This is a genomic window from Mycobacterium sp. NGS64 (genome assembly GCF_059812245.1).
Genome location: NZ_JCALCI010000001.1, coordinates 683,134 through 708,560, shown reverse-complemented (window position 1 = coordinate 708,560; position 25,427 = coordinate 683,134). Strand labels below are relative to the sequence as shown.

The window sequence follows — 25,427 nt, the reverse complement described above, 5'->3', positions numbered from 1 at the left end:
CCGGCGACGAATGCACAAGCCGTCGTCCGGGCCGCAGCGTTTAGCATCAGGTGACCTGTATGTGCAGCCCGGACCGCGACGCTCAGCCCCCTCACGCGCGGCCCGGCACGAGTAGAAGGCTCGAGGATGCGCTTATATCACGTCGCGATTGTCGGCTCCGGGCCGTCGGGTTTCTTCGCCGCGGCATCGTTGCTCAAGGCGGCCGACGCGTCGGAGGACATCGACGTGGCGATCGACATCCTCGAGATGCTGCCGACGCCCTGGGGGCTGGTCCGCTCCGGCGTCGCGCCCGACCACCCGAAGATCAAGTCGATCAGCAAGCAATTCGAGAAGACCGCCGAAGACCCCCGCCTTCGCTTCTTCGGCAACGTGGTGGTCGGTGAGCACGTGAGCGCCGCCGAACTCGCCGAGCGCTACCACGCGGTGATCTACGCCATCGGGGCGCAATCGGATCGGTCGTTGAAGATTCCCGGCGAGGACCTGCCGGGCAGCATGGCCGCCGTCGAATTCGTCGGCTGGTACAACGCGCACCCGCACTTCGAGGCGTCGACCCCGGATCTGTCGGGCGCCCGGGCGGTGGTGATCGGCAACGGCAACGTCGCGCTGGACGTCGCCCGCATCCTGGTGACCGACCCCGACGAGCTCGCGCGCACCGACATCGCCGACCACGCCCTGGAGTCGCTGCGCCCGTGCGGCGTCGACGAGGTGGTGGTCGTCGGCCGGCGCGGGCCGCTGCAGACGGCGTTCACCACGCTGGAGTTGCGCGAGCTGGCGGATCTCGAGGGGGTCGACGTGATCGTCGACCCGGCGCAGCTCGAGGGCATCAGCGACGAGGACGCGGCCGCGGCGGGCAAGACGACGAAGCAGAACATCAAGGTGTTGCGCGACTACGCCGCGCGGGCGCCGCGCCCCGGCCACCGCCGAATAGTCTTCCGCTTCCTGACTTCGCCGATCGAGATCAAGGGCGACGGCAAGGTCGAGAGCATCGTGTTGGGCCGCAACGAACTGGTCACCGATGAGAGCGGGTGGGTGTCGGCCAAGGACACCGGCGAGCGAGAGGAACTGCCGGCCCAGTTGGTGGTGCGGTCCGTCGGATATCGCGGAATGCCCACGGCCGGGCTGCCTTTCGACGACAAGAGCGCAACCATCCCCAACACCGACGGCCGCGTGCACGGTAGCCGCAACGAGTACGTCGTCGGGTGGATCAAGCGCGGGCCGACCGGAGTGATCGGTACCAATAAGAAGGACTCCCAAGACACCGTCGACACGCTGCTGAACGACCTGGCCGGCTCTGAACTGAAGGGCGCGCTCGCAGAGTTCCCCGACGACCACGCCGACAAGCTGGCCGAGTGGCTGGCGTCCCGGCAGCCGAAAGTCGTGACGTCGGCCCACTGGGAGATGATCGATCGCCACGAGCGCGCGGCCGGCGAGCCGCACGGGCGTCCCCGCGTCAAGCTGCCGAGCGTGGCCGAAATGCTACGAATCAGCCACGGCTGACCCGGCGCCTCAAAACCATTGGCGGTAAGCCCGATTGGGCTGGCGGGACACCCCCAGTTTGACCAGCAGGCGCGACACCAGGTTCTTCACGACGTCCTCGGCAAGCAACATCCGGTCGGCGATTTGGCGGTTGGTCAGGCCGTCGCCGAGCAATCCCAACAACGTTCGCTCCCGCTCGTTGAAGGCCCACAACTCGTCGCTGTTCTCGATAGTCCACCACAGCCTCGCCATCAATGCCGCCGCGGCATGAGTGTCGAGCAGCGACCGGCCGGCGCCCACATCCTTGATGGCGCAGGCCAATTCCATTCCCTTGACGTCTTTGACGACATAGCCGCTGGCACCGGCGAGGATCGCGTTCAGCATCGCCTCGTCGGAGGTGAACGACGTCAGGATCAGGCAGCGCAGCTCCAGCATGCGGGACAACAGTTCTCGGCACAGCTCGATGCCGTTGCCGTCGGGCAACCAGTCGTCGAGCACCGCGACGTCCGGGCCGACCGCGGGAATCTTGTTCATCGCCTCGGCGAAGGAACCGGCCTCGCCGACGCAGTCGAGTTCGGGGTCCGCACAAAGCAAATCGACCAGGCCGCGCCGCACCGCCTCGTGATCGTCGACCAGAAATACTCTTAACGCCGCTCCTCCGGAGCCCAACCGAGTCCCCACCCGATGCCTCTACAAGTTGCTCGAACGCGCGGCGAGAACGGAGGTTCCCGGGTGGTGCGCGCCGCACAGGTCGAAACAGGCGCGCGCGTCGGTGACGAACAGCTGATCCCGGTCCCCGTCGGCGGCCAGGTATTGCTCGGCGGACCCGCGCACGACGGCGGATTCGACGCGCACGTCGGGATACAGGCGGGCCCACCGCGCGATGCGTCGCCTCAGCTGTGCTCCCGCCGAACATTCCGTGTCGGCATCGTCGTCCCCCGCGGCCACCGCGATCGCCAGCACCGGCGCGTGCCGCAGCATCGCCTCCTCGAAGGCATGGCGCAGCGCCACCGCGTTGTCCGCCTGCACGATCACGCGGTCGAGCTTGGCGGTTGCCGGCCTGCCCGCCGGGCGGCGGATGACGGCTACCGGACAGAGGGCCGACGCGGCCAGGCTCGCCGACAGGGACCCGGCCCCACGGGCCGCGTGACTCAGTCCGATGGATCCGACACAGATCATCGCCGCCGACCTCGACTCTTCGGCCAGCTTGGCAAGCGGACTGCCCCAAAGGATTTCAGCTTCGATCTTCACCTGTCGCCCCGTCGCCTCGACCGCCCGACGAGCGTCGTGCAACACGGCGCGGGCCGCGGCCAATCGGCCGTCATGAGCCCAACGTGGTGAATCCGGCGGCGCGACCACATAGACCAACCGCAGCGGTATGTCTCGGCTGACCGCCTCGTCGACCGCCCAGCGCGCCGCATCGGTGGCCGTCTTCGACCCGTCGACACCAACGACGACCGTCGGGGCTGGCTGAAGCATCGCGGTCTCCTGTGCTGATCAGAGGGGACAAATCACGGATTCGTCCCACCCAACGGTATTGAGGCGGGACCGGCGCTACCCAGGGGCATTCGGTCTACAAACGGAGGCCATTAGTCCCTATCGATGGCGGGACAGACGGTCGCCTTCGTCGCAATGCCGCATCACATGGCGGAATGCGCTGCGGACGCCCGACCCCATAAATGAATTCGGTCGTTTTCAGGTATCGCAATCCGGCGGACGTTATCACAATGACCCACTTGCCTTTTCGTCTTAAAACTCCAGTAAAGACACGGATTGGCGCCTACATTTTTATGACCATCGCCGACGAGCCGGCGACGGAAAAGGTGCCGATTCGGGCTCGGCACGGTTCACCCGGCACACCCATAGGAGAGATCTGACAATGGATTACGCCTTTTTTCCGCCCGAATTCAATTCCGCCAGGATGTACAGCGGTCCGGGTTCCGGGTCGCTTTTGGCGGCGGCGGGAAGCTGGGACTCGCTATCCGCCGAACTGGGCACCACGGCCGAGACGTATGGCTCGGTGCTCTCGGCCCTGACCACGCTGCACTGGCATGGCCCGGCGTCGGCGGCGATGACCGCCGCGGCGACTCCCTACGTCGAGTGGCTGACCACAACCGCCCAGCAGACGAAGCAGACCGCGATGCAGGCGCGGGCGGCAGCCGCGGCGTTTGACCAGGCGTTCGCCATGACGGTGCCCCCGCCGGTGATCGCGGTCAACCGCGCGCAGCTACAGGCGTTGATCGCGACGAACTTCTTCGGCCAGAACACCGCGGCGATCGCGGCCACCGAGGCCCAGTACGCCGAGATGTGGGCCCAGGACGCCACCGCGATGAACGGCTACGCGGCGACCTCGGCGGCCGCTTCCCGATTGACATCGTTTGCGTCCCCGCAGCAGACCACCAACGCCGATGGCGTGAACGAGCAGACCGCCGCGGCCAATCAGGCGGCCAGCAACCCGTTTGCCGATTTGTACTCGACGCTGCGGGCGTGGAGCGATCAGATTTACGACAACCTCAACGACTTGCTGAAGCTCAGCCCCATTCCCCTCACCTCCAACGGGCTGGACAGCCTGAACGTGCTCGACGGCATCCTGGCCACAAACACGGCGACCAGTTCACTCGCCAACATCGAGGGCATCCCGGTGTCGCTCATCGGCGCCCAAAGCAATCTGACTTATCTCGCCGGCGCTGCCGCGCCCGCGCCCGCGCTCGGGCCCATCGGGTTGGTGCCCAATTTGACCGGTGCGGCGGGCAGCTCCGGACTCGGCGGCATGCCCAACGCGATCACGGTCAGCATGGGGCGGGCCAACGCGATCGGCCCGATGTCGGTGCCCGCCAGCTGGTCGGCGCCGTCAGCCAGCCGCGTCTCGGCGCTGCAGCCCGCCGGCCTCACCACCCTTCCGGGCACCGACGAGCTGGCCGGTTCCGGCTATCCGGGTGTTCCCGGGATGCCGGCGGGGACGTTGGCTCGTGCATCGGGCGTCCTGCCGCGCTACGGAACCCGGCTCACGGTGATGACGCGCCCGCCCGCGGGCGGGTGACCGCTACGCCGCCGGCGGTTCGGCGGGAGCGAACCGCCAATTGTCGGGGTTCTTGGGCGAATAGACCACCGGGAGCAGCTGGCCCATGGTCGGCCAGTGGTCGACGTCGACCGCCATGCGCTGATACACCTCGTACTCGCTGACCGTGGGTCCGTTGATGACGCCGGCGACGGTGACGTACTGCTCGCCGGTCGCGTCCGGCCGCGGGCTGACGCCCGTCACCAGGAGGGTGCCGTGCGCGAGCTCACCGCGGGGGCCGCGCGAGGCGAACCGCTGCGCAAGGGCCACCCCCAGGACCGCCACGAGCAGAATCAACACACCGTATTCCCACATCCGGCCATGGTAGGACTGCTCCATGAGTCGCGCCGACGACGAGGCAGAACGTAGTGATGAGGTGGGGGCACCTCCCGCTTGCGGGGGAGAGCGGGGCCAAATGAGCGACGATCTGGCGCTGGCGCTCGCGTTGGCCGATCACGCCGACGCGCTGACCTCCGCACGGTTCGGGGCGCTTGACCTGCGCGTCGACACCAAACCCGATCTGACCCCGGTCACCGACGCCGATCGCGCGGTCGAAACCGAACTGCGTGACGTGCTCGGGCGCGAACGGCCGGACGACGGCATCGTCGGCGAGGAGTTCGGTGGAACCGCCACCTTCAGCGGGCGGCAATGGATCATCGATCCGATCGACGGCACCAAGAATTTCGTGCGCGGGGTGCCGGTGTGGGCCAGCCTGATCGCGTTGCTCGAGGACGGCGTTTCGTCGGTCGGCGTCGTGAGCGCACCGGCGCTGCGCCGCCGGTGGTGGGCGGCGCGTGGGCGCGGCGCGTTCGCCGCGGTCGACGGCGGTCCGCCGCGAGCGCTGTCCGTTTCCTCAGTGGCACAACTGGATTCGGCGAGCCTGTCGTTCTCCAGCCTGTCGGGATGGGCGCAACGCGGCCTGCGCGATCGCTTCGTCGGCCTGACCGATGCGGTGTGGCGGGTGCGGGCGTACGGCGACTTCTTCTCCTACTGCCTGGTCGCCGAGGGGGCGGTCGACATCGCCGCCGAGCCGGAGGTGTCCGTGTGGGACCTGGCGGCGCTCGACATCCTGGTGCGCGAGGCGGGCGGAACGTTCACCGGCCTGGACGGGACCGCGGGCCCGCACGCCGGCAGCGCCGTGGCGACAAACGGACTGCTGCATGAGCAGGTGCTTTCGCGCCTGCGCGCTTAATCTTTGTGAATTAGTTAACAGGCGGTCGCATCTATCTTACTCCGGAGTAAGATAGGTTTTATCCGCAACGCCCATCGATAGAGGCTGAAATGACCGACACCCGTTCCGGTTCAAAACAGACTTCAGAAAACACTCGCTCACGCAGCCGACGGCGCGGCCGTAAGACCGGCGTCGGGCTGCAACCGCACAAGCGCACGGGCATCGACATCACCCTGGCGCTGCTCACCCCGCTGGTCGGCCAGGAGTTTCTGGACAAATACCACCTGCGCGACCCGCTGAACCGGGGCCTGCGCTACGGCACGAAGACCGTCTTCTCCACCGCCGCGGCCACTTCCCGCCAGTTCAAGCGGGTCCAGAACCTGCGCGGCGGACCGACCCGGCTGAAGTCCGGCGGCAAGGACTACTTCGACCTGACGCCCGACGACGAGCAGAAGATGATCGTCGAGACCCTCGACGAGTTCGCCGCGGAGGTGCTGCGTCCCGCGGCGCACGACGCCGACGAGGCCGCGACCTATCCGCCCGACCTGATCGCGAAGGCCGCCGAGTTGGGCATCACCGCGATCAACATCCCCGAGGACTTCGACGGCATCGCCGCGCACCGCTCCAGCGTGACCAACGTGCTGGCGGCCGAGGCGCTGGCCTACGGCGACATGGGCCTGGCGCTGCCCATCCTGGCGCCCGGCGGTGTCGCCGCGGCCTTGACCCATTGGGGCAGCGCCGACCAGCAGGCCACCTACCTGCAGGAGTTCGCCGGGGAGAACGTCCCGCAGGCGTGCGTGGCGATCGCCGAACCGCAACCGCTGTTCGACCCCACCCGGTTGAAGACGACCGCCGTGCGCACCCCGAGCGGCTACCGGCTGGACGGCGTGAAGTCTTTGGTTCCCGCCGCGGCGGACGCCGAGCTGTTCGTCGTCGGCGCCCAGCTGAACGGCAAGCCCGCGCTGTTCATCGTCGAATCATCCGCCAAAGGCCTTACCGTCAAGGCGGATCCGAGCATGGGAATACGCGCCGCGGCCCTGGGCCAGGTCGAGCTGTCCGGCGTATCGGTGCCGCTGAGCGCCCGCCTGGGCGAACCGGATGCCCCCGACGCGGAATATGACGGGGCCTATTCGGAGGCGATCGCGCTGTCCCGGCTCGGCTGGGCGGCGCTCGCGGTCGGCACCTCGCACGCCGTGCTCGACTACGTCGTCCCCTACGTCAAGGAACGCCACGCCTTCGGCGAGCCGATCGCGCATCGTCAGGCCGTGGCCTTCATGTGCGCCAACATCGCCATCGAATTGGACGGGCTGCGGCTGATCACCTGGCGTGGCGCCGCCCGCGCCGAACAGGGCCTGCCGTTCACCCGGGAGGCGGCGCTGGCCAAGCGGCTCGGCGCCGACAAGGGCATGCAGATCGGCCTGGACGGCGTGCAACTGCTCGGCGGTCACGGCTTTACCAAGGAGCACCCTGTCGAGCGCTGGTACCGCGACCTGCGGGCCATCGGCGTCGCCGAGGGCGTTGTCGTTATCTGAGTCACCACCTTCCCCGAGCCGAAAGTTCAACCATGGCAATCAATCTGGAACTGCCCCGCAAGCTGCAGTCGGTGATCGTCAAGACCCACCAGGGCGCCGCCGAGATGATGCGGCCGATCGCCCGCAAGTACGACCTCAAGGAGCACGCCTACCCGGTCGAACTCGACACCCTGATTAGCCTTTTCGAGGGCGCCTCCGAATCGGTCGCATTCGCCGGGGCCGACGCGCTGCGCGACGAGGACGAGGACAGGGACCGAAACCACAACGGCGCCAACATGGCCGCGCTGCTGCAGACGATGGAAGCCTGCTGGGGCGACGTCGCGATGATGCTGTCGGTTCCCTATCAGGGACTCGGTAACGCCGCCATCTCCGCGGTCGCCACCGACGAACAGCTGGAACGCCTGGGCAAGGTATGGGCGGCGATGGCCATCACCGAGCCCGGCTTCGGATCCGACTCGGCGGCGGTGTCCACCACCGCCAAGCTCGACGGTGACGAGTACGTCATCAACGGCGAGAAGATCTTCGTCACCGCGGGCTCGCGCGCCACCCACATCGTGGTGTGGGCCACGCTGGACAAGTCACAGGGCCGCGCGGCGATCAAGTCGTTCATCGTGCCGCGCGAACATCCCGGCGTCACCGTCGAACGCCTCGAGCACAAGCTCGGCATCAAGGGTTCGGACACCGCGGCGATCCGGTTCGATAACGTCCGCATTCCCAAGGACAATCTGCTGGGCAACCCCGAAATCGAGGTCGGCAAGGGCTTTTCGGGGGTGATGGAGACCTTCGACAACACCCGCCCGATCGTCGCCGCCATGGCCATCGGGGTCGGCCGCGCCGCGCTGGAGGAAATCCGCAAGATCCTCACCGAGGCCGGGGTCGAGATCTCCTACGACAGGCCCTCACACGCCCAAAGCGCGGCCGCCGCGGAGTTCCTGCGGATGGAGGCCGACTGGGAGGCCAGCTACCTGCTGTCGCTACGCGCGGCGTGGCAGGCCGACAACAAGATCCCCAACTCCAAAGAGGCCTCGATGAGCAAGGCCAAGGCCGGGCGGATGGCCAGCGACGTCACCCTCAAGTCCGTCGAATTGGCAGGCACCGCAGGGTATTCCGAGCAGTCGATGCTGGAAAAGTGGGCGCGCGACTCCAAGATCCTGGACATCTTCGAGGGCACCCAACAGATCCAGCAGCTGGTGGTCGCGCGGCGGCTGCTGGGGCTGTCGTCCGCGGAGCTCAAGTAGCGATCGGTCGCGGCGGAGCCGCATCCTCGTCGGGGCCGAGCAGGTCGAGCTGCCACCACTCGACGTCGTGCCAGGCGCCAAGCTTCCACCCCACGCGCGGGTAGTAGCCCACCGGACGAAAGCCGAACGCCTTGTGCAGCGCGTTGCTGGCCTCGTTGGGTTGGGCGATGCCGGCGAACGCCCGCCGGAAACCGCGTTCGGCGAGCCGGTGCAGCAGTTCGGTGTAGAGCAGCCGGCCCCCGCCGGAGCGCAGCCGATCCGGGGCGAGGTAGATGCTCGTCTCGACCGACCATCGGTACGCCGCGCGCGGATTGAATTGGTGCGCATAGGCGTAACCGGTCACGACGTCGTCGTCCTCGAGCACCAGCCATTCACGGGCGCCCGCGATGCGGCGCGCCATCTCCTCGACGGTCGGCACCTCCGTCTCGAACGAGATGACGGTGTCCAGCACGTAGGGCCGGTAGATGTCGACGCACGCCGCGGCGTCGGCGGCGGTGGCGGGTCGGACGCGCATCAAGCAGCGACGGCGTTCAGCCGCTCGCGGGTGTCGTCGTCCAGCTCGACGGACGCGACGTCCATGTTCTCCTCGAGGTGCGCCACCGACGAGGTACCCGGGATCAGCAGCACGTTGGGCGCCACGCTCAGCGTCCACGCCAGCGCGACCTGAGCGGGAGTCCGGCCGAGACGCCGGGCGGTGTCGATCACCAGCGGGTTGGTGAGCACCGGGTTCGGCTTGACGAAGGCCGCGCCGAGCGGAAAGAAGGGGACGAACGCAATCCCCCGCCGAGTGCATTCCTCCAGCACCGCGGCCGACTCTCGCTGAACGAGATTGAAAGCGTTTTGCACACAGGCGATCTCTGTCCGTTCGAGCGCGTGCAGCAGGTGTTCACGGTTGATGCTGCTCAGCCCGATCCCACCGATCAATCCCTCGTCACGCGCGTCGATCATCACCGAGAGCTGCTCGTCGAACAGCTCGTCGGGCCCGTCGCTCTCGAAGAGCCTCAGGTTGACCGCGGCCAGTTGGTCGACGCCGAGGGCGCTCAGGTTGGCTTCGATGTCGCGGCGCAAGTCGGCCGGCTCGTCGACCGGCAGCCAGGCTCCGGATTCGTCACGGCGCCCGCCGACCTTGCTCACCAGGGCCAGGTTCTCCGGGTACGGATGCAGCGCCTCGCGGATGAGCTCGTTGGCCACGTCGGGGCCGTAGAACTGGGCGGTGTCGATGTGGTCGACGCCGAGTTCGACCGCCCGGCGCAGCACCGCCAGCGCTTCGTCACGGTCCCGCGGCGGCCCGAAAACGTTAGGGCCGGGCAGCTGCATTGCGCCGAAGCCGATGCGGGCAACGGAAAAGCCACCGAGTGGAAAAAAATCCATGAGGTGAGGTTAGCGCCGTCGATATGGGCACGTTGCGGGCGGATTCAGAGTCGGCGTTAGGCTGTCCGACCATGCGGGCGGCACGGGTGACTCGGCTAGATGGTCCAGACGCGATCGAGGTGGCGGAGGTCGACGAACCCTCCGGGGACGGTGTGGTCGTCGAGGTGCACGCCGCCGGCGCGGCGTTCCCCGACGCGCTGCTGACCCGCGGTCTGTATCAATACCGGCCGGAGCCGCCGTTCGTGCTCGGAGCCGAGATCGCCGGCGTGGTGCGGTCGGCCCCCGACAACATCCACGTCAAGGCCGGCGACCGGGTCGTCGCGCTGACGATGCTGGCGGGCGGAATGGCCGAGGTGGCCATCGTGCAGCCCGACCGGGTGTTCAAGCTGCCGGACAACGTCAGCTTCGAGGCGGGCGCCGGCCTGCTGTTCAACGACCTGACGGTGTACTTCGCGCTGACCGTGCGCGGCCGCCTGGCCGACGGCGAGTCCCTGCTGGTGCACGGCGCGGCGGGCGGGATCGGGACCTCGACGCTGCGGCTGGCCTCGCTGCTGGGGGCGTCGCGCACCATCGCGGTCGTCAGCAGCGAAGACAAGGCCGACGTCGCGACGGCCGCCGGCGCCACCGACGTGGTGCTGGCCGAGGGGTTCAAGGACGCCGTCAAGGAACTCACCGGCGGCCGCGGCGTCGATGTGGTGGTCGACCCGGTCGGCGGCGACCGCTTCACCGATTCGCTGCGCTCGCTCGCGCCCGGCGGTCGGCTGCTCGTCATCGGGTTCACCGGCGGCGAGATTCCGAGCGTCAAAGTGAACCGGCTGCTGCTCAACAACATTGACGTCGTCGGCGTGGGATGGGGAGCCTGGACCGCGACCCACCCGGACGCGCTGGCCGAGCAGTGGGCCGGGCTCGAGCGCCTGCTGAGCTCGGGCCGGCTGGCCGCCCCCACGCCGGAGGTCTACCCGCTGGAGCAGGCGGCCGCGGCGGTCGCATCGCTCGAGAATCGTACGGCCAAGGGCAAAGTCGTGGTGCGGGTCCGGGACTGACGCACTCCGGTCACATCTGCCACACAGGCCGCAGCGGAGAAGGAATTGCCTCTTTGCCCGCCTCGCAGCGACAGCGGCCGCAGTGGTCTTGCACCAAGGAACAGTCGCTGCGAGGCGGGCACAAAGGGTGTCCCTTCCCCCGGGAGACGCTTGGGGCGGATGTGACCAAAGCTACGAAGCCCTCGCCCCTTGTGCGGCGGAAAAACAAAAAGTAATGTCACTTTCAGTTTTGAGGCGCCGGAGCCAGGAGTCGCCCCATGGAATCCTTCGTTCACCTGCGAAAAGGCAAGACGCCGCGGCGGTTGCACGCCGACCTCGATGGGCTCAAGGACGACGAGCTGGGCCGGGGCGGCTTCACCGGGCGGACCGCCAACATGTACCGGCGCAACGACCCCACCGCCTATCGGTCGGTCGGCCCGCTGCGCCCGGTCGACGTGCTCGCCGGAGAGCTGAAACCCAGCGATGCCACCGACGCCGGCGGCGGCCCGCTGCTGATGTTCAGCAACGACGACTGCCGAATCCTGTTGAGCCGCCGCCACGAGCCGATGCCCTTCTACGTCCGTCACGTCGACGGCGACCTGCTGTGCTTCGTGCACCGCGGCGCGGGCCTGCTGGAGACCGAGTTCGGGCCGCTGCGTTACCGGGAGGGCGACTGGCTCTACATCCCGAAGGCGTGCACCTGGCGGCAGCTGCCCGATACCGAGACGACGCTGCTGATGATCGAGGCCAGCGACGAGTTCCGGGTGCCGCCGCCCGGCGCGCTCGGCCGCCACTTCCCGTTCGACCCGTCGCAGGCCACGATCCCCGAACCACAGCCGTTCGAGGATGACGGGCGCGACGAGTACCAGGTCCGGCTCATCCATGAGGGCGGGCCGACAACGCTGTTCTACCAACACAATCCGATCGATGTCGAAGGCTGGCGCGGTGACAACTTCCCGTTCACCTTCAACATCGCCGACTACAACGTGGTCACTTCGGACAGCGTTCACCTGCCGCCGACCGTGCATCTGTTCATGCAGGCCACCGGCGTCTACGTGATGAACTTCCTGCCCAAACCTGCCGAGGGGGTCCCCGGCACCGAACGCACACCCTGGTATCACCGCAACGTCGACTACGACGAGATCGCCTTCTTCCACGGCGGGTCGCTCTACGGCATCCCGATGCCGCCCGGCCTGATCACCCATGCGCCGCAAGGGGTTCACCACGGCGCGCCGGAGAAGGCGCGGGAACGCGCGCGCCGCAAGTTCGACGAGCATTCGCGGGTGGACTGGCAGGTGATCGCCGTCGACGCCCGTCGGCGGCTGACCCCGTCGCCCGAGGTGCTGGCGCACGACCTCGGGCAGCACTGATGAAACACGAATACGACCGCATCCCGTATCTCGTTGCGTTCCAGAACAATTCCGCGGTCCGCGACGTGTATGGCGGGCTGGCCGAGATCACGGTGCTGGAAAGCTATCTGCTCAAGCCCAGGGACAAGCCGTCCGACACCGTGTTGGTGTTCATGCATCCCATCGGCGGCGGCGCCTACCTGCCGATGACGGGTGCGCTGGCCCGCGCGGGCCACCACGTCATCTACTGCAACAGCCGGTTCCGCGGCACGGATTCGGGACTGCTGATGGAGAAGGTGGTCGAGGATCTCGGCGAGTGCATCAAGGACGCCAAGAAGAGGCTGGGCTACGCCAAGGTGGTGCTGGCCGGATGGAGCGGCGGCGGCTCGCTCTCGATGTTCTACCAGCAGCAGGCCCAGCACGCGACCGTCACGTCGAGCCCGTCCGGGGACGGCCCCGACCTGACGCGGCTCGACCTGCCGGCGGCCGACGGCGTCATGCTGCTCGCCGCGCACATCAGCCGGCACGGCACGCTCACCGAGTGGCTGGACGCGTCGATCCTCGACGAATCCGATCCCACCAAGCGCGATCCCGAGCTCGACCTCTACAACCCCGACAACCCCAACCAACCGCCCTACCGCCAAGAATTTCTGGCCCGCTACCGGCAGGCGCAGATCGATCGCAACCGGCGCATCACCGCATGGGTCAAGGAAAAGCTCGCCGAACTGCGGGCCGCCGGCCGCCCCGACGACGAATTCTGCTTCGTCGTGCACGGGACCATGGCCGACCCGCGCTGGCTGGATCCGACCGTCGATCCCAACGAACGCACCCCCGGAACCTGCTACCTGGGCGATCCTCAAGTGGTGAACATGAGCCCGGTCGGGTTGGCCCGGTTTTCGACGCTGCGCGGCTGGCTGTCGCAATGGAGCTACGACGACGCCCGCGGCGACGGGGTGGCGTGCGGGCGCGACCTCGCGGTCCCGGCGCTGGTGATCGGTAACCTGGCCGACGACGCCTGCACGCCCAGCCACACCCGACGGCTTTACGAGGCGATCGGGCACCCGGACAAGGAGATGCACGAAATTCCCGGCGCCACACACTATTACGCGGGCCCCGACCAGCGGGACAAGCTGCGGCACGCCGTCGACGTCGTCACCGACTGGCTGGTCCGCCACGACTTCGCGAGCAGACAGTGACGGGCCCGCTGGACGGCGTCCGGGTGCTGGAACTCGGCACCCTGATCGCCGGGCCGTTCGCCGGCCGGCTGCTCGGCGACATGGGCGCCGACGTCGTCAAGGTGGAACCCCCCGGCGCGCCGGACCCGCTGCGGACCTGGGGCCAGGCCGAAGTGGACGGGCATCACGTGTTCTGGACGGTGCACGCGCGCAACAAGCGCGCCATCACGCTCGACCTGCGAAAGCCACGCGGCCGCGGGCTGTTCGTCGACCTCGTCGCGAAATCCGACATCGTCGTGGAGAACTTCCGCCCGGGCACCCTGGAGAAATGGGAGCTGGGCTACGACGTGCTCTCCGAGCGCAACCCGGGCATCATCCTGGTCCGGGTCTCCGGCTACGGCCAGACGGGGCCCGAGGCGCACAAGGCCGGCTACGCGTCGGTGGCCGAGGCCGCCAGCGGGCTGCGGCACCTCAACGGATTCCCCGGCGGGCCGCCGCCCCGGCTGGCGCTCTCGCTCGGCGACAGCCTGGCCGGCATGTTCGGCGCCCAGGGCGCGCTGGCCGCGCTGTATCGCCGCGGCGTCACCGGGCGCGGGCAAGTGGTCGACGTTGCGTTGACCGAATCCTGTTTGGCGGTCCAGGAATCCACGATCCCCGACTACGACGTCGGCGGCGTGGTGCGCGGGCCGTCGGGAACCCGGCTGGAGGGCATCGCGCCGTCCAACATCTACCGCAGCGCCGACGGCTCGTGGGTGGTGATCGCCGCCAACCAGGACACCGTGTTCGCGCGCCTGTGCAAGGCGATGGGGCGCCCGGAGCTGGCCACCGACGACCGGTTCGCCACACACGGCGGCCGCGGCCGCAATCAGGACGAACTCGACGAGATCATCGGCGCGTGGGCCGCCGACCGCCAGCCCGGCGAAATCATCGAAACCCTTTCCGCCGCAGGCGTGATCGCCGGGCCGATCAACACCGTCGCCGAGGTGGTCGACGACCCGCAGCTGCGGGCCCGCGGCATGCTGGTCGAGCACTACGACGAACGGGTCGGCCGCAACGTGCTCGGACCGGGCGTCGTCCCGGTGCTCTCGGACTCCCCCGGCAGCGTCCGCTACGCCGGCCCGGCGCGCCCGGGACAACACAACGACGACGTCTACATCGGGTTGCTCGGCAAGACCGCCGCGGAGCTCGAAGAGCTAAGGGCTGAGGGGGTTTTATGACACAACACGTCGACATTCGCGAGGTGGCCCTGCGCGACGGCCTGCAGATCGAAAGGCCAATCCCGTTGGCCGCCAAGTTGGAGCTGCTGGCCGCGGTGGCCGCCACCGGGGTGCGCGAGATCGAGGCCACGGCGTTCGTGTCCCCGTCAAAGGTGCCGTCGATGGCCGATGCCGCCGAAGTCGCCGCGCACCTGCACACCTACCCCGACATCGAGTTCTCCGCCCTAGTAGCCAGCCCCAACGGCACCCGGCGCGCGGTCGCCGCGGGGCTGCGCTCCGTCGAATACGTGGTGGCCGCCAGCGACGCGTTCAGCGAGGCCAACGTCGGGCGCGACAGCGCCGAGGCCACCAGGCAGATCGAGGAGATCGTCGCCATCGCGCACGACGCCGGCGCCACCGTCGAAGTCATCGTCGCCACCGCGTGGGACTGCCCGTTCGACGGGCCGACGCCGCCAGGGCGGGTGCTCGAGATCGGCGCGGCCGCCCGGGAACAACATGTCGACCGGTTCTCCATCGCCGACACCATCGGCACCACCACCCCGCGACGGGTGAGTTCGCTCGTCGCCCAACTGCGTCCGGTGATCGGCGACATGCCGCTGGGCGGCCATTTCCACAACACCCGCGGCACCGGGCTGGCCAGCGCCTACGCGGCCGTCGAATCCGGGGTCACCCGGCTGGACGCGTCGATCGGGGGCCTGGGCGGCTGCCCCTTCGCCCCGGGCGCCACCGGCAACATCGCCACCGAGGACCTCGTCTACCTGTTGACCGACAGCGGTGTCGACGTCGACGTGGACCTGCGGGCCGCGATCGCCGCGGCCGAGGCCGCCAAATCCGTTGTCGGCCACGACCTGCCGAGCGCCCTGCTGCGCGCCGGCGACCGAATCCGGAACTGATGCCGACCGACACGTTGACGGCAAAGGGTCGCCAGACCAGGCAGGCCATCGAACAGGCCGCCCGGAAGCTGTTCGCCGAACGCGGTTTTCACGGCACCACCCTGGCCGACATCACCTCGGCCGCGGGCAAGTCACCCGCCGTGTTCTACCGGTATTTCGACGACAAGGAAGACCTGCTGGCCGCCCTGGCGGAGTCGTTTCTGCACGAGGTCGTGGCGCCGCCCGGACTGCGCCTCGAGCTCCCCGAATCCCCCGACGACGACGCGTTCTTCACGTCGGTGGTCACCGGGTACTGGAACATGTTCAAGCAGAACATCGGCATCATGATCGCGGTGGCACAGCTGGCGGCCACCCAGCCGCGCTTCGCGAACGTACAGAACGAATTCCGGCGCTTCGGCATGGACATCGTCGCCGCCTCGGTACGCCGCGCGCAGCAGCAGGGCTACGGAACCGAGCTCAATCCCCAACACACGGCGGCCGCGATCGCGCTGCTGTTCGAGAACTTCACCACCGTCTTCGCGGGCCCGTCGGGCCTGGACCTTCAGATCAGCGACCACGACGCCATCACCACCTTGTCGACGGTCTGGAAGAAAACCCTCTACGGCGCAAAGGAGTAACCGTGGATTTCACTCTGCCAGAACATCTTCCGGGAGTGCTCGCCGAGATGGATGCGTTCATCGAGTCGGAGATCAAGCCGCTGGAACGTGACAACATCCAGTATTTCGACCATCGCCGCGAGCATGCTCGCACCGATTGGGAGAACGACGGCATCCCGTCACGCGAGTGGGAGGATCTGCTCGCCGAGATGCGCAGGCGCGCCGACAAGGCAGGCTGGCTGCGCTACGGCCTGCCGACGTCGCTGGGCGGCCGCGACGGCACCAACCTGGACATGGCGGTCATTCGGGAACACTTGGCGCACAAGGGCCTTGGTTTGCACAACGACCTGCAGAACGAGTCGTCGATCGTCGGGAATTTCCCCCAGGTGATCATGATGGAGCGCTTCGGCACCGACGAGCAGCGCCGCGACTGGTCGGAGGCGTTGATCACCGGGGAACGGTCGATGGCGTTCGGGCTGACCGAGCCGCGGCACGGCTCCGATGCGACCTGGCTGGAAACCCGCGCCGAACGCGACGGTGACGGGTGGGTGCTCAACGGCTCGAAGCGGTTTAACACCGGGGTGCACCGGGCCACCCACGACCTGATCTTCGCGCGCACCTCCGGCGAGCCCGGGGCCGCGCTGGGCATCACCGCGTTTCTCGTCCCGACGGATGCGCCCGGGTTCCGTGTCCCCTACTACTGGTGGACGTTCAACATGCCCACCGACCACGGCGAGGTCGAGTTGACCGACGTGCGGGTCCCCGCCGACGGGGTGCTCGGCGAAGTCGACCGCGGCCTGGAAGTCGCGCAAACGTTCCTGCACGAGAACCGGATCCGGCAGGCGGCGAGCAGCCTGGGCGCCGCCCAATACTGCATCGACCGTGCCGCCGAATACGCCGGCAGCCGCATGGTTTTCGGCAAGCCGCTGTCGGTCAACCAGGCCGTGCAGTGGCCGCTGGCCGAGCTGCAGACCGAGGCCCAGATGGTGCGGCTGCTGGTGCAATACGCGGCCTGGCATCTGGACCGCAACCACCACATGGAGGTCTCGGACAAGGTGTCGATGGCCAATTACCGCGCCAACCGGCTGGTCTGCGACGCGGCCGACCGGGCCATGCAGGTCTTCGGCGGCCTCGGCTACAGCCGCCACGAGCAGTTCGAGCACATCTACCGCCATCACCGCCGCTACCGGATCACCGAGGGCGCCGAGGAGATCCAGATCCGGCGGGTGGCGCAGCGGCTGTTCAAGTTTGGCCACAAGTGACCGACAACGGCGAACTGGCCGGCAAGCTGGCCCGGGTGCTGGCGCCGGCGCTCGGCGCGAGCCCGGTGATCGAGAACCTGCGGGCGCTGACCGGCGGCGCCAGCCGCACCACGTGGGCGTTCGACGCCGTCGCGGGCGAGCAACGCCGTTCGCTGATCCTGCGCACCGGCCCGCCCGACGACGTGCACGCCGGCATGGAGCTCGAAGCACGCGCCCAGGCCGCGGCCGCGGCGGCCGGTGCGCCGGTCCCCCACATCCTGGTCGCCGACGATTCGGTTGCCGCCCTGGGCAATCCGTTCCTGATCTGCGACGCGATCGGCGGCGAGACCATCGTCCGGCGCATCCAGCGCCAGCTCGACGCTACCGACGGCCACGCGGGCCGCACCCGCCTGCTGCAGCAGTGCGCGCGGGCGCTGGCCGCCATCCATCGCGCCGATCCGGACATTCCCGGCCTGGCACACGAGGACCAACTCGCGCAGTGGCGCGAGCGGCTCGACGCCATGGGCGACACCACCGCCACCTTCGAGTGGGCGTTTCGCTGGCTCGAGGCGAACCGGCCGCAAAAATCCGAGCCGTCGAGCCCCGTTCTGGTGCACGGCGACTACCGGATGGGAAACCTCATCGTCGACGGGTCCGACCTGGCCGCCGTCCTGGACTGGGAGCTGGTCCACCTCGGCGAGGCGTACGAGGACCTGGCCTGGTTCTGCATCCGGGCCTGGCGGTTCGGCGCCCCGGCCGGCCTGGCCGCCGGCGGCCTCGGCAGCATCGAGGCCTTTCTCCGCGCCTACGAGGAGGCCGGTGCCGCCGGCGTCGACCGGGTGGCGTTTCACTGGTGGCTGGTGCTGGCCACACTGCGCTGGGGTGTCATCTGCCGCTACCAGGCCGAGCGGCACCTGAGCGGCGAGTTCCGCTCGGTGGAGCTGGCGACGATCGGGCGCCGGGTCTGCGAGACGGAATGGGACCTGCTCGACCTGCTGGAAGGAGCGCCAGCGTGATCGGCGCATACGGCCGCCCGCTGGCGGCCGAGCTCGTCGCCGCGGTGGCCGAGTTCCTCGAAACCGACGTCCGCGAGGCCACCACCGGGCAGGTCAACTTCCACGCCAGGGTCGCCGCGAACGCGCTGCGCATCGTCGAGCGCGAACTGCTTGACGAGAGCGAGGCGGAGGCCGGCGCGGCGCTGGCCGGCCTGGGCTTCGCGGACGAGGAAGAGCTTGCCGCCGCGATCCGGTCCGGCGAGCTGGACGACCGCGCCAACGACGTCACCGCCTGCCTGCGCACCCTGGTCCGGCGTCGCCTGGCCATCGCGCATCCCGGATACGAGCAATCGGACTAATAGGAGCCCCTATGCCCGCAGCCTCCCAGCAGACCGTCGTCGACGTGGCCGACCGCCTGTTCGCGGCGATCGAGAACACCGACGTGCCCGCGGTCGATCGACTGTGGAGCAACGACATCGCCGTCTGGCGCACCGGCGCGCGCCGCGACAACGACAAGGCCCGGGCGATGCGGGTCATCGACTGGTTCATCACCGCCACCACCGAGCGCCATTACGAAATCCTCGACCGGCGGGTCTTCGATGACGGCTCCGTCGCGGGCTTCGTCCAGCAGCACATCCTGCACGCCACCGGCCATGCCGGCCAATCGATCTCCATGCGGGTCTGCATCGTGATCAGGGTGGGCGCCGACGGGCTCATCGATCGGATCGACGAATACTTCGACCCCGTCGAGATCGCGCCGTTGCTCGCCTAACGGCTAGATTTGCCACGAGTCAGAAGGGGGGACGATGACGACACTGGAGACACTGCTGAGCGATCCCGACCTGGCCGGCGTGTGGAGCCTGGATCCCGATCGCTCGACCATCACCTTCAAGGTCAGAAACTTCTGGGGCCTGCTGAACGTCAAGGGCCGCTTCGGCGAGTTCAGCGGCGACGGACAGCTCACCGGCAAGGGCGCCGTTTTCGGCCGCGTCGACATCCGGGCCTCGTCGCTGTCCACCGGCATCGGCCGCCGCGACAAGCACCTGCGCTCGGCCGACTTCTTCGACGTCGAGCGTTTCCCAGAGATCAGCGTCGTCGTCACCGGAGTGCACCCAACCAAGGGCAACGCCGCGGAACTTCGCGCCAGCTTCACCATCAAGGGCGTCACCGCGCCGCTGGCGCTGCCCGTCACGATCACCGAGCTGGAGGACGGTTCGATTCGGATCTCGGGCGAAACGAAGGTCGACCGGTCCCAATTCGACCTGGGCTGGAACAGGTTCGGCATGGTCGCCGCGACGGCAACGGCGGCGGCGCAGGCGGTCTTCGTTCGGGCAACCCGGTAGGGCTTGCGCGCCACCAGTACCATCTGAGCGTGCCCGACTCCAGCAGCGCCCTGCGGATCCTCGTCTACAGCAACAACGTCGAAACCCGCGAACGGGTGATGCGCGCGTTGGGCAAGCACCTGCACCCGGACCTCCCCGAGCTGACCTACGTCGAGGTGGCGACCGGCCCCATGGTGATCCGCACGATGGACGAGGGCGGCATCGACTTGGCCATTCTCGACGGCGAGGCGACGCCCACCGGCGGCATGGGCATCGCCAAACAGCTCAGGGACGAACTCGAGACCTGCCCGCCGATCGTGGTGCTCACCGGCCGCCGCGACGACGCGTGGCTGGCCAGCTGGTCGCGCGCCGACGCCGCCGTACCGCATCCGCTGGACCCCATCGTGCTGGGCCGCACGGTGCTCGGCTTGCTCCGCGCCCCCGCTCACTAGCAATCACCGCTCTCACCTGCGCCGACACGGAACCGTAGACCGTGTGGGCGGGTGCTCAGCACCCCCGCGACGACTCGCCCGAATGCGGGGACGTTAAAACCGGGCAAATAGCACCACCCCGAGCACGTGCGCCGACGCCAACGACGCTATGTTGAAAGTCACTGTGACGGGCCACAGACCCGGTTCGTCACAGCAGCCCGGTCACCGCCCGGCCGCCCGCTCAGTCGAGAAGGCGGCCGCATTACGACGGATCATGGAGCGAGTTGAACGTCTACATACCCATCCTGGTACTCGGCGGGATTGCCGCCGCCTTTGCCGTCGGCTCGGTCGGAATCGCGAGCCTGGCCGGGCCGAGGCGCTACAACAAGTCGAAGCTGGCGGCCTACGAATGCGGGATCGAGCCCACCGAATCCCCGGTGAGCGGCCCGCACGCGACGGCCGGGCAGCGGTTCCCGGTGAAGTATTACCTGACCGCAATGCTGTTTATCGTCTTCGACATCGAAATCGTGTTCTTGTATCCCTGGGCCGTTAGCTACGACGCGCTCGGGACCTTCGCGTTGGTCGAAATGGTGGTGTTCATGCTCACGGTCTTCGTGGCCTACGCGTACGTGTGGCGCCGCGGCGGCCTGACATGGGATTGAGGTAAAGAGTGGGCCTGGAAGAACAGCTGCCCGGTGGCATCCTGCTGTCCACCGTCGAGAAGGTGGCCGGCTACGTCCGCAAGAACTCGCTGTGGCCGGCGACGTTCGGGCTGGCGTGCTGCGCGATCGAGATGATGGCAACCGCCGGACCGAGGTTCGACATCGCGCGGTTCGGCATGGAACGGTTCTCGGCGACGCCTCGGCAGGCCGACCTGATGATCGTGGCCGGCCGGGTCAGCCAGAAGATGGCCCCGGTGCTGCGCCAGATCTACGACCAGATGGGCGAGCCGAAATGGGTGCTGGCCATGGGCGTGTGCGCGTCGTCGGGCGGAATGTTCAACAACTACTCGATCGTGCAGGGCGTCGACCATGTCGTCCCGGTCGACATCTACCTGCCCGGCTGCCCGCCCCGCCCGGAGATGCTGCTGCACGCAATCCTGAAGCTGCACGAGAAGATTCAACAGATGCCGCTGGGCGTCAACCGCGAAGAGGCCATCGCCGAAGCCGAACAGGCCGCGTTGGCGGTCACGCCCACGATCGAGATGCGCGGACTGCTGCGATGAGCTCTCCCGACCACGACCCGACGGTAGCGGCCAGCGAAGTGGGGGGATCCGTCCCGACGGCCGACGAAGAAGTGATCGACGTTCGTCGCGGCATGTTCGGGGTGCGCGGCACCGGCGACACCTCCGGTTACGGGCGGCTGGTGCGCGAGATCACGCTGCCGGGCAGCAGCCCCCGGCCCTACGGCGGTTACTTCGACGACATCGCCGACAAGCTGGCGGAAGCGCTGGGCCGCAACGGCATCGAATTCGACGACGCGATCGAGAAGGTCGTGGTCGACCGCAACGAGCTGACGCTGCACGTCCGCCGCGATCTGCTGCCGCAGGTCGCCCAGCGGCTGCGCGACGAACCCGACCTGCGGTTCGAGATGTGCCTGGGCGTCAACGGGGTGCACTACCCGCACGAGACGGGCCGGGAGCTGCACGCCGTCTACCCGCTGCAGTCGATCACCCACAACCGTCGGCTGCGGCTGGAAGTGGCTGCGCCCGATAGTGATCCGCACATCCCTTCGCTGTACGGGGTCTACCCCACCAACGACTGGCACGAGCGGGAAACCTACGACTTCTTCGGGATCATCTTCGACGGCCACCCGTCGCTCACCAGGATCGAGATGCCCGACGACTGGCACGGGCACCCGCAACGCAAGGACTATCCGCTGGGCGGCATTCCGGTCGAGTACAAGGGCGCACAGATACCGCCGCCCGACGAACGCAGGGGCTACAACTAATGACTCAAGCTGAAACGGTTCTGGTCGCCGGCGGTCAGGACTGGGACCAGATCGTCGACGCCGCCCGCAACGCGGACCCCGGCGAGCGCATCGTCGTCAACATGGGGCCCCAGCACCCGTCCACGCACGGCGTGCTGCGGCTGATCCTGGAGATCGAGGGCGAGACCGTCACGCAGGCCCGGTGCGGAATCGGCTACCTGCACACCGGGATCGAGAAGAACCTCGAATACCGCTACTGGACCCAGGGCGTCACCTTCGTGACCCGAATGGACTACCTGTCACCGTTTTTCAACGAGACCGCCTACTGCCTGGGCGTGGAGAAGCTGCTCGGCATCACCGACGAGATACCGGAGCGGGTCAACGTCATCCGGGTGATGATGATGGAGCTGAACCGGATCTCGTCGCACCTGGTCGCGCTGGCCACCGGCGGCATGGAACTGGGCGCGATGACCCCGATGTTCGTCGGCTTCCGGGGGCGCGAAATCGTCCTGAACCTGTTCGAATCGATCACCGGCCTGCGGATGAACAGCGCCTACATCCGGCCCGGCGGCGTCGCGCAGGACCTGCCGCCCAACGCCGAAACCGAGATCGCCGAGGCCCTCGAGCAGTTGAAGCAGCCGCTGCGCGAAATGGGCGAGCTGCTCAACGAAAACGCCATCTGGAAGGCGCGTACCGAGGGCGTGGGCTACCTGGACCTGACCGGCTGCATGGCGCTGGGCATCACCGGCCCCATTCTGCGCGCCACCGGGCTGCCGCACGACCTCCGTAAGAGCGAACCCTACTGCGGCTACGAGAACTACGAGTTCGACGTGATCACCGACGACGGTTGTGATGCATACGGGCGCTACATCATTCGCGTCAAGGAGATGTGGGAGTCGATCAAGATCGTGGAGCAGTGTCTGGACAAGCTGCGACCGGGCCCGACGATGGTCGAGAACCGCAAGATCGCCTGGCCCGCCGACCTGAAGGTGGGGCCCGACGGCATGGGCAACTCGCCCGAGCACATCGCGAAGATCATGGGCAGCTCGATGGAGGCGCTGATCCACCACTTCAAGCTGGTCACCGAGGGCATTCGCGTTCCGGCCGGCCAGGTTTACGTCGCGGTGGAATCGCCGCGCGGCGAGCTCGGCGTGCACATGGTCAGCGACGGCGGCACCCGACCCTACCGGGTGCACTACCGGGACCCGTCCTTCACCAACCTGCAGTCCGTCGCCGCGATGTGCGAGGGCGGGATGGTCGCGGACCTGATCGCCGCGGTCGCCAGCATCGACCCGGTGATGGGCGGGGTGGACCGATGACCGGGCCGCAGGGCCAGCCGGTGTTCATCCGGCTCGGACCGCCGCCCGGGGAACCCAACGCGTTCGTGACCGAGGGTGCGCCGCAGTCGTATTCGCCCGAGGTGCGGGCGCGCCTCGAGGTCGACGCCAAGGAGATCATCGGCCGCTACCCCGACAAGCGTTCGGCGCTGCTGCCGTTGCTGCACCTGGTGCAGGCGCAAGACTCCTATATAACGCCGGCGGGCCTGGAGTTCTGCGGCGAGCAGGTCGGGCTGACCGGCGCCGAAGTGTCCGCCGTCGCAAGCTTTTACACGATGTATCGCCGCGGCCCCACCGGCGACTACCTGGTCGGCGTCTGCACCAACACGCTGTGCGCCGTTATGGGCGGCGACGCGATATTCGACTCCCTCAAGGAGCATCTGGGCATCGGCAACGACGAGACCACCGACGACGGGTCGGTCACCCTGCAGCACATCGAGTGCAACGCGGCGTGCGACTACGCGCCGGTGGTGATGGTCAACTGGGAGTTCTTCGACAACCAGACGCCGGGCTCGGCGCGCGAACTGGTCGACTCGCTGCGGGCGGGCAAGCCCGCCGCGCCGACCCGCGGCGCTCCGCTGTGCGTGTTCCGCGAGACGTCGCGCATCCTGGCCGGCCTGCCCGACGAGCGCCCCGACGAGGGCCAGGGCGGCGCAGGCGCCGCGACATTGGCCGGGCTGAAGGTGGCCAGGGAACTCGGCATGGAGGCGCCGCCGGCCCCCGGGAAGGAAGACTGATGGCCTCTGCCGGCGCGCAGGCGACGCCGTTGACTCCGGTGATCAGCCGCTATTGGGACGATCCCGAGTCGTGGACCCTTCAGACCTACCGCCGCAACGACGGCTACCAGGCCATGCAGAAGGCGCTGGCGATGGATCCCGACGAGGTGATGGGGGCCGTCAAGGACTCCGGGCTGCGCGGGCGCGGCGGCGCGGGCTTCTCCACGGGGACGAAGTGGTCGTTCATTCCGCAGGGCGACAGCGGCCCGGCCGCCAAGCCGCACTACCTGGTGGTCAACGCCGACGAGTCGGAACCCGGTACGTGCAAAGACATTCCGCTGATGTTCGCGACGCCGCACCTGCTCGTCGAGGGCGTCATCATCGCCTCCTACGCGATCCGGGCGAGCCACGCGTTCATCTACGTGCGCGGGGAAGTGGTGCCGGTGCTGCGCCGGCTGCAGAACGCGGTGGCCGAGGCCTACGCCGCCGGCTACCTGGGCCGCGACATCAACGGCTCCGGCTTCGACCTGGAGCTGGTGGTGCACGCCGGGGCCGGCGCCTACATCTGCGGCGAGGAGACCGCGCTGCTGGACTCGCTGGAGGGCCGCCGCGGCCAGCCGCGGCTGCGCCCGCCGTTCCCCGCGGTGGCCGGCCTCTACGGATCGCCCACGGTGATCAACAACGTCGAGACCATCGCCAGCGTCCCGCCGATCATCCTCAACGGCGTCGAGTGGTTCCGCTCGATGGGCAGCGAGAAGTCGCCCGGCTTCACGCTGTATTCGCTGTCCGGGCACGTGGCCCGGCCCGGCCAGTACGAGGCCCCGCTGGGAATCACGTTGCGCGAGTTGCTCGCATACGCCGGCGGGGTGCGGGCCGGGCACCGGCTGAAGTTCTGGACTCCCGGCGGATCGTCGACGCCGCTGCTGACCGACGAGCACCTCGACGTGCCGCTGGACTACGAGGGCGTGGGCGCCGCCGGTTCGATGCTGGGGACCAAGGCGCTCGAGATCTTCGACGAGACAACGTGTGTGGTGCGCGCGGTACGCCGCTGGACCGAGTTCTACAAGCACGAATCGTGCGGGAAGTGCACGCCGTGCCGCGAGGGCACGTTCTGGCTGGACAAGATCTACGAGCGGCTGGAAACCGGCGGGGGCACGCTCGAGGACATCGACAAGCTGTCGGACATCTCCGACACCATCCTGGGAAAGTCGTTCTGCGCGTTGGGCGATGGCGCCGCCAGCCCGGTGATGTCGTCGATCAAGCTGTTCCGCGACGAGTACGTCGCCCACGTCGAGGGCGGCGGTTGCCCGTTCGACCCCCGGGATTCCATGCTGAGCGCGAACGGAAAGGCCTGACCC

At 68.3% G+C, this 25,427-nt stretch carries 28 protein-coding genes; 23 read left to right on the top strand and 5 right to left on the bottom strand.

Annotated elements, in window-relative coordinates:
- The first annotated feature begins 126 nt into the window (after window positions 1–126).
- A complete protein-coding gene (locus AC5Y4S_RS03500; protein ID WP_500029839.1) occupies window positions 127–1,497 on the top strand; it encodes an FAD-dependent oxidoreductase in 1,371 nt (456 codons plus the stop codon).
- A 9-nt stretch (window positions 1,498–1,506) separates the two neighbouring features.
- Here the strand turns inward: AC5Y4S_RS03500 and AC5Y4S_RS03495 are convergent, their stop codons facing one another.
- Complete coding sequence (locus AC5Y4S_RS03495; protein WP_500029837.1) at window positions 1,507–2,157, bottom strand: response regulator; 651 nt, start codon at window positions 2,155–2,157, stop codon at window positions 1,507–1,509.
- A gap of 9 nt (window positions 2,158–2,166) precedes the next feature.
- The gene (locus AC5Y4S_RS03490) at window positions 2,167–2,955 is read right to left on the bottom strand and encodes a universal stress protein (RefSeq protein WP_500029833.1); all 789 of its coding nucleotides are present in this window, start codon (window positions 2,953–2,955) and stop codon (window positions 2,167–2,169) included.
- Window positions 2,956–3,355: 400 nt separating this feature from the next.
- Between AC5Y4S_RS03490 and AC5Y4S_RS03485 the strand changes: the two genes are divergently transcribed.
- The gene (locus tag AC5Y4S_RS03485; RefSeq protein WP_500029830.1) at window positions 3,356–4,516 is read left to right on the top strand and encodes a PPE family protein; all 1,161 of its coding nucleotides are present in this window, start codon (window positions 3,356–3,358) and stop codon (window positions 4,514–4,516) included.
- Window positions 4,517–4,519: 3 nt separating this feature from the next.
- Here AC5Y4S_RS03485 and AC5Y4S_RS03480 read toward each other — a convergent pair whose 3' ends face one another.
- On the bottom strand, window positions 4,520–4,849 hold the full coding sequence (locus AC5Y4S_RS03480) for a hypothetical protein (protein ID WP_500029828.1): 330 nt from the start codon (window positions 4,847–4,849) through the stop codon (window positions 4,520–4,522).
- 100 nt (window positions 4,850–4,949) lie between these two features.
- On the opposite strand from AC5Y4S_RS03480, the gene hisN reads away from it, so the two are divergent.
- The 3 genes from hisN (at window position 4,950) to AC5Y4S_RS03465 (ending at window position 8,475) form a co-directional block, all read left to right on the top strand.
- The gene (hisN, locus tag AC5Y4S_RS03475) at window positions 4,950–5,726 is read left to right on the top strand and encodes a histidinol-phosphatase (protein WP_500029826.1); all 777 of its coding nucleotides are present in this window, start codon (window positions 4,950–4,952) and stop codon (window positions 5,724–5,726) included.
- Window positions 5,727–5,815: 89 nt separating this feature from the next.
- Complete coding sequence (locus AC5Y4S_RS03470; RefSeq protein ID WP_500029824.1) at window positions 5,816–7,237, top strand: acyl-CoA dehydrogenase family protein; 1,422 nt, start codon at window positions 5,816–5,818, stop codon at window positions 7,235–7,237.
- A gap of 32 nt (window positions 7,238–7,269) precedes the next feature.
- The gene (locus tag AC5Y4S_RS03465; RefSeq protein ID WP_068102903.1) at window positions 7,270–8,475 is read left to right on the top strand and encodes an acyl-CoA dehydrogenase family protein; all 1,206 of its coding nucleotides are present in this window, start codon (window positions 7,270–7,272) and stop codon (window positions 8,473–8,475) included.
- On the opposite strand, the gene AC5Y4S_RS03460 is transcribed toward AC5Y4S_RS03465, so the two are convergent.
- Window positions 8,468–8,989: a GNAT family N-acetyltransferase gene (locus tag AC5Y4S_RS03460; RefSeq protein WP_500029821.1), complete on the bottom strand. Its 522-nt coding sequence runs from the start codon at window positions 8,987–8,989 to the stop codon at window positions 8,468–8,470. The two genes, AC5Y4S_RS03465 and AC5Y4S_RS03460, sit on opposite strands and share 8 nt — an antisense overlap.
- The gene (locus AC5Y4S_RS03455; protein WP_500029819.1) at window positions 8,989–9,846 is read right to left on the bottom strand and encodes an oxidoreductase; all 858 of its coding nucleotides are present in this window, start codon (window positions 9,844–9,846) and stop codon (window positions 8,989–8,991) included. Before AC5Y4S_RS03455 ends, AC5Y4S_RS03460 begins: the two co-directional genes overlap by 1 nt.
- Window positions 9,847–9,917: 71 nt before the next feature.
- On the opposite strand from AC5Y4S_RS03455, the gene AC5Y4S_RS03450 reads away from it, so the two are divergent.
- The 18 genes from AC5Y4S_RS03450 to nuoF all read left to right on the top strand — a co-directional run bounded on the left by AC5Y4S_RS03450 (window position 9,918) and on the right by nuoF (window position 25,424).
- Entirely contained in the window at window positions 9,918–10,889 is a 972-nt protein-coding gene (locus AC5Y4S_RS03450) for an NADPH:quinone oxidoreductase family protein (protein WP_500029817.1), read from the top strand.
- Between the two features lie 257 nt (window positions 10,890–11,146).
- Window positions 11,147–12,238, top strand: a complete 1,092-nt coding sequence (locus tag AC5Y4S_RS03445) for a homogentisate 1,2-dioxygenase (protein WP_500029815.1) — start codon at window positions 11,147–11,149, stop codon at window positions 12,236–12,238.
- Window positions 12,238–13,413, top strand: coding sequence for an alpha/beta hydrolase family protein (locus AC5Y4S_RS03440; protein ID WP_500029813.1), 1,176 nt, complete (start codon window positions 12,238–12,240; stop codon window positions 13,411–13,413). Before AC5Y4S_RS03445 ends, AC5Y4S_RS03440 begins: the two co-directional genes overlap by 1 nt.
- Window positions 13,410–14,609 (top strand): CaiB/BaiF CoA transferase family protein, encoded by a 1,200-nt coding sequence (locus AC5Y4S_RS03435; protein ID WP_500029811.1) that lies wholly within the window; start codon window positions 13,410–13,412, stop codon window positions 14,607–14,609. Before AC5Y4S_RS03440 ends, AC5Y4S_RS03435 begins: the two co-directional genes overlap by 4 nt.
- The gene (locus AC5Y4S_RS03430) at window positions 14,606–15,502 is read left to right on the top strand and encodes a hydroxymethylglutaryl-CoA lyase (protein WP_500029809.1); all 897 of its coding nucleotides are present in this window, start codon (window positions 14,606–14,608) and stop codon (window positions 15,500–15,502) included. Before AC5Y4S_RS03435 ends, AC5Y4S_RS03430 begins: the two co-directional genes overlap by 4 nt.
- Window positions 15,502–16,119, top strand: coding sequence for a TetR/AcrR family transcriptional regulator (locus AC5Y4S_RS03425; protein ID WP_500029806.1), 618 nt, complete (start codon window positions 15,502–15,504; stop codon window positions 16,117–16,119). Before AC5Y4S_RS03430 ends, AC5Y4S_RS03425 begins: the two co-directional genes overlap by 1 nt.
- A gap of 2 nt (window positions 16,120–16,121) precedes the next feature.
- A complete protein-coding gene (locus AC5Y4S_RS03420; RefSeq protein ID WP_500029804.1) occupies window positions 16,122–17,360 on the top strand; it encodes an acyl-CoA dehydrogenase family protein in 1,239 nt (412 codons plus the stop codon).
- Window positions 17,357–18,355: a phosphotransferase family protein gene (locus tag AC5Y4S_RS03415; protein ID WP_500029800.1), complete on the top strand. Its 999-nt coding sequence runs from the start codon at window positions 17,357–17,359 to the stop codon at window positions 18,353–18,355. Before AC5Y4S_RS03420 ends, AC5Y4S_RS03415 begins: the two co-directional genes overlap by 4 nt.
- Window positions 18,352–18,693, top strand: coding sequence for a DUF6285 domain-containing protein (locus AC5Y4S_RS03410; RefSeq protein WP_500029797.1), 342 nt, complete (start codon window positions 18,352–18,354; stop codon window positions 18,691–18,693). The genes AC5Y4S_RS03415 and AC5Y4S_RS03410 overlap by 4 nt, the downstream gene beginning before the upstream one ends.
- Window positions 18,694–18,704: 11 nt before the next feature.
- Complete coding sequence (locus AC5Y4S_RS03405) at window positions 18,705–19,106, top strand: nuclear transport factor 2 family protein (RefSeq protein ID WP_500029794.1); 402 nt, start codon at window positions 18,705–18,707, stop codon at window positions 19,104–19,106.
- Between the two features lie 34 nt (window positions 19,107–19,140).
- Complete coding sequence (locus AC5Y4S_RS03400) at window positions 19,141–19,677, top strand: YceI family protein (RefSeq protein WP_500029791.1); 537 nt, start codon at window positions 19,141–19,143, stop codon at window positions 19,675–19,677.
- Between the two features lie 29 nt (window positions 19,678–19,706).
- Window positions 19,707–20,108, top strand: coding sequence for an Rv3143 family two-component system response regulator (locus tag AC5Y4S_RS03395; RefSeq protein WP_068175606.1), 402 nt, complete (start codon window positions 19,707–19,709; stop codon window positions 20,106–20,108).
- Between the two features lie 263 nt (window positions 20,109–20,371).
- Window positions 20,372–20,749 (top strand): NADH-quinone oxidoreductase subunit A, encoded by a 378-nt coding sequence (locus AC5Y4S_RS03390; RefSeq protein ID WP_068138774.1) that lies wholly within the window; start codon window positions 20,372–20,374, stop codon window positions 20,747–20,749.
- Between the two features lie 8 nt (window positions 20,750–20,757).
- Window positions 20,758–21,312 carry a NuoB/complex I 20 kDa subunit family protein gene (locus tag AC5Y4S_RS03385; RefSeq protein WP_500029787.1) on the top strand — a complete coding sequence of 185 codons (555 nt, stop codon included), beginning with the start codon at window positions 20,758–20,760 and terminating at the stop codon, window positions 21,310–21,312.
- A complete protein-coding gene (locus tag AC5Y4S_RS03380) occupies window positions 21,309–22,037 on the top strand; it encodes an NADH-quinone oxidoreductase subunit C (RefSeq protein ID WP_500029784.1) in 729 nt (242 codons plus the stop codon). The genes AC5Y4S_RS03385 and AC5Y4S_RS03380 overlap by 4 nt, the downstream gene beginning before the upstream one ends.
- On the top strand, window positions 22,037–23,335 hold the full coding sequence (gene nuoD, locus AC5Y4S_RS03375) for an NADH dehydrogenase (quinone) subunit D (RefSeq protein ID WP_500029779.1): 1,299 nt from the start codon (window positions 22,037–22,039) through the stop codon (window positions 23,333–23,335). Before AC5Y4S_RS03380 ends, nuoD begins: the two co-directional genes overlap by 1 nt.
- Window positions 23,332–24,090 carry an NADH-quinone oxidoreductase subunit NuoE gene (gene nuoE, locus AC5Y4S_RS03370; RefSeq protein ID WP_500029776.1) on the top strand — a complete coding sequence of 253 codons (759 nt, stop codon included), beginning with the start codon at window positions 23,332–23,334 and terminating at the stop codon, window positions 24,088–24,090. Before nuoD ends, nuoE begins: the two co-directional genes overlap by 4 nt.
- A complete protein-coding gene (gene nuoF, locus AC5Y4S_RS03365) occupies window positions 24,090–25,424 on the top strand; it encodes an NADH-quinone oxidoreductase subunit NuoF (RefSeq protein WP_500029774.1) in 1,335 nt (444 codons plus the stop codon). The genes nuoE and nuoF overlap by 1 nt, the downstream gene beginning before the upstream one ends.
- Window positions 25,425–25,427 lie beyond the last annotated feature (3 nt).

Bases quoted from the DNA above. Each gene is read 5' to 3' on its own strand.
- AC5Y4S_RS03500 (WP_500029839.1), top strand. From the start codon at position 127: ATGCGCTTATATCACGTCGCGATTGTCGGCTCCGGGCCGTCGGGTTTC.
- AC5Y4S_RS03490 (WP_500029833.1), bottom strand. From the start codon at position 2,955: ATGCTTCAGCCAGCCCCGACGGTCGTCGTTGGTGTCGACGGGTCGAAG.
- AC5Y4S_RS03485 (WP_500029830.1), top strand. From the start codon at position 3,356: ATGGATTACGCCTTTTTTCCGCCCGAATTCAATTCCGCCAGGATGTAC.
- AC5Y4S_RS03480 (WP_500029828.1), bottom strand. From the start codon at position 4,849: ATGTGGGAATACGGTGTGTTGATTCTGCTCGTGGCGGTCCTGGGGGTG.
- hisN (WP_500029826.1), top strand. From the start codon at position 4,950: ATGAGCGACGATCTGGCGCTGGCGCTCGCGTTGGCCGATCACGCCGAC.
- AC5Y4S_RS03470 (WP_500029824.1), top strand. From the start codon at position 5,816: ATGACCGACACCCGTTCCGGTTCAAAACAGACTTCAGAAAACACTCGC.
- AC5Y4S_RS03465 (WP_068102903.1), top strand. From the start codon at position 7,270: ATGGCAATCAATCTGGAACTGCCCCGCAAGCTGCAGTCGGTGATCGTC.
- AC5Y4S_RS03460 (WP_500029821.1), bottom strand. From the start codon at position 8,989: ATGCGCGTCCGACCCGCCACCGCCGCCGACGCCGCGGCGTGCGTCGAC.
- AC5Y4S_RS03455 (WP_500029819.1), bottom strand. From the start codon at position 9,846: ATGGATTTTTTTCCACTCGGTGGCTTTTCCGTTGCCCGCATCGGCTTC.
- AC5Y4S_RS03450 (WP_500029817.1), top strand. From the start codon at position 9,918: ATGCGGGCGGCACGGGTGACTCGGCTAGATGGTCCAGACGCGATCGAG.
- AC5Y4S_RS03445 (WP_500029815.1), top strand. From the start codon at position 11,147: ATGGAATCCTTCGTTCACCTGCGAAAAGGCAAGACGCCGCGGCGGTTG.
- AC5Y4S_RS03440 (WP_500029813.1), top strand. From the start codon at position 12,238: ATGAAACACGAATACGACCGCATCCCGTATCTCGTTGCGTTCCAGAAC.
- AC5Y4S_RS03430 (WP_500029809.1), top strand. From the start codon at position 14,606: ATGACACAACACGTCGACATTCGCGAGGTGGCCCTGCGCGACGGCCTG.
- AC5Y4S_RS03425 (WP_500029806.1), top strand. From the start codon at position 15,502: ATGCCGACCGACACGTTGACGGCAAAGGGTCGCCAGACCAGGCAGGCC.
- AC5Y4S_RS03405 (WP_500029794.1), top strand. From the start codon at position 18,705: ATGCCCGCAGCCTCCCAGCAGACCGTCGTCGACGTGGCCGACCGCCTG.
- AC5Y4S_RS03400 (WP_500029791.1), top strand. From the start codon at position 19,141: ATGACGACACTGGAGACACTGCTGAGCGATCCCGACCTGGCCGGCGTG.
- AC5Y4S_RS03380 (WP_500029784.1), top strand. From the start codon at position 21,309: ATGAGCTCTCCCGACCACGACCCGACGGTAGCGGCCAGCGAAGTGGGG.
- nuoD (WP_500029779.1), top strand. From the start codon at position 22,037: ATGACTCAAGCTGAAACGGTTCTGGTCGCCGGCGGTCAGGACTGGGAC.
- nuoE (WP_500029776.1), top strand. From the start codon at position 23,332: ATGACCGGGCCGCAGGGCCAGCCGGTGTTCATCCGGCTCGGACCGCCG.
- nuoF (WP_500029774.1), top strand. From the start codon at position 24,090: ATGGCCTCTGCCGGCGCGCAGGCGACGCCGTTGACTCCGGTGATCAGC.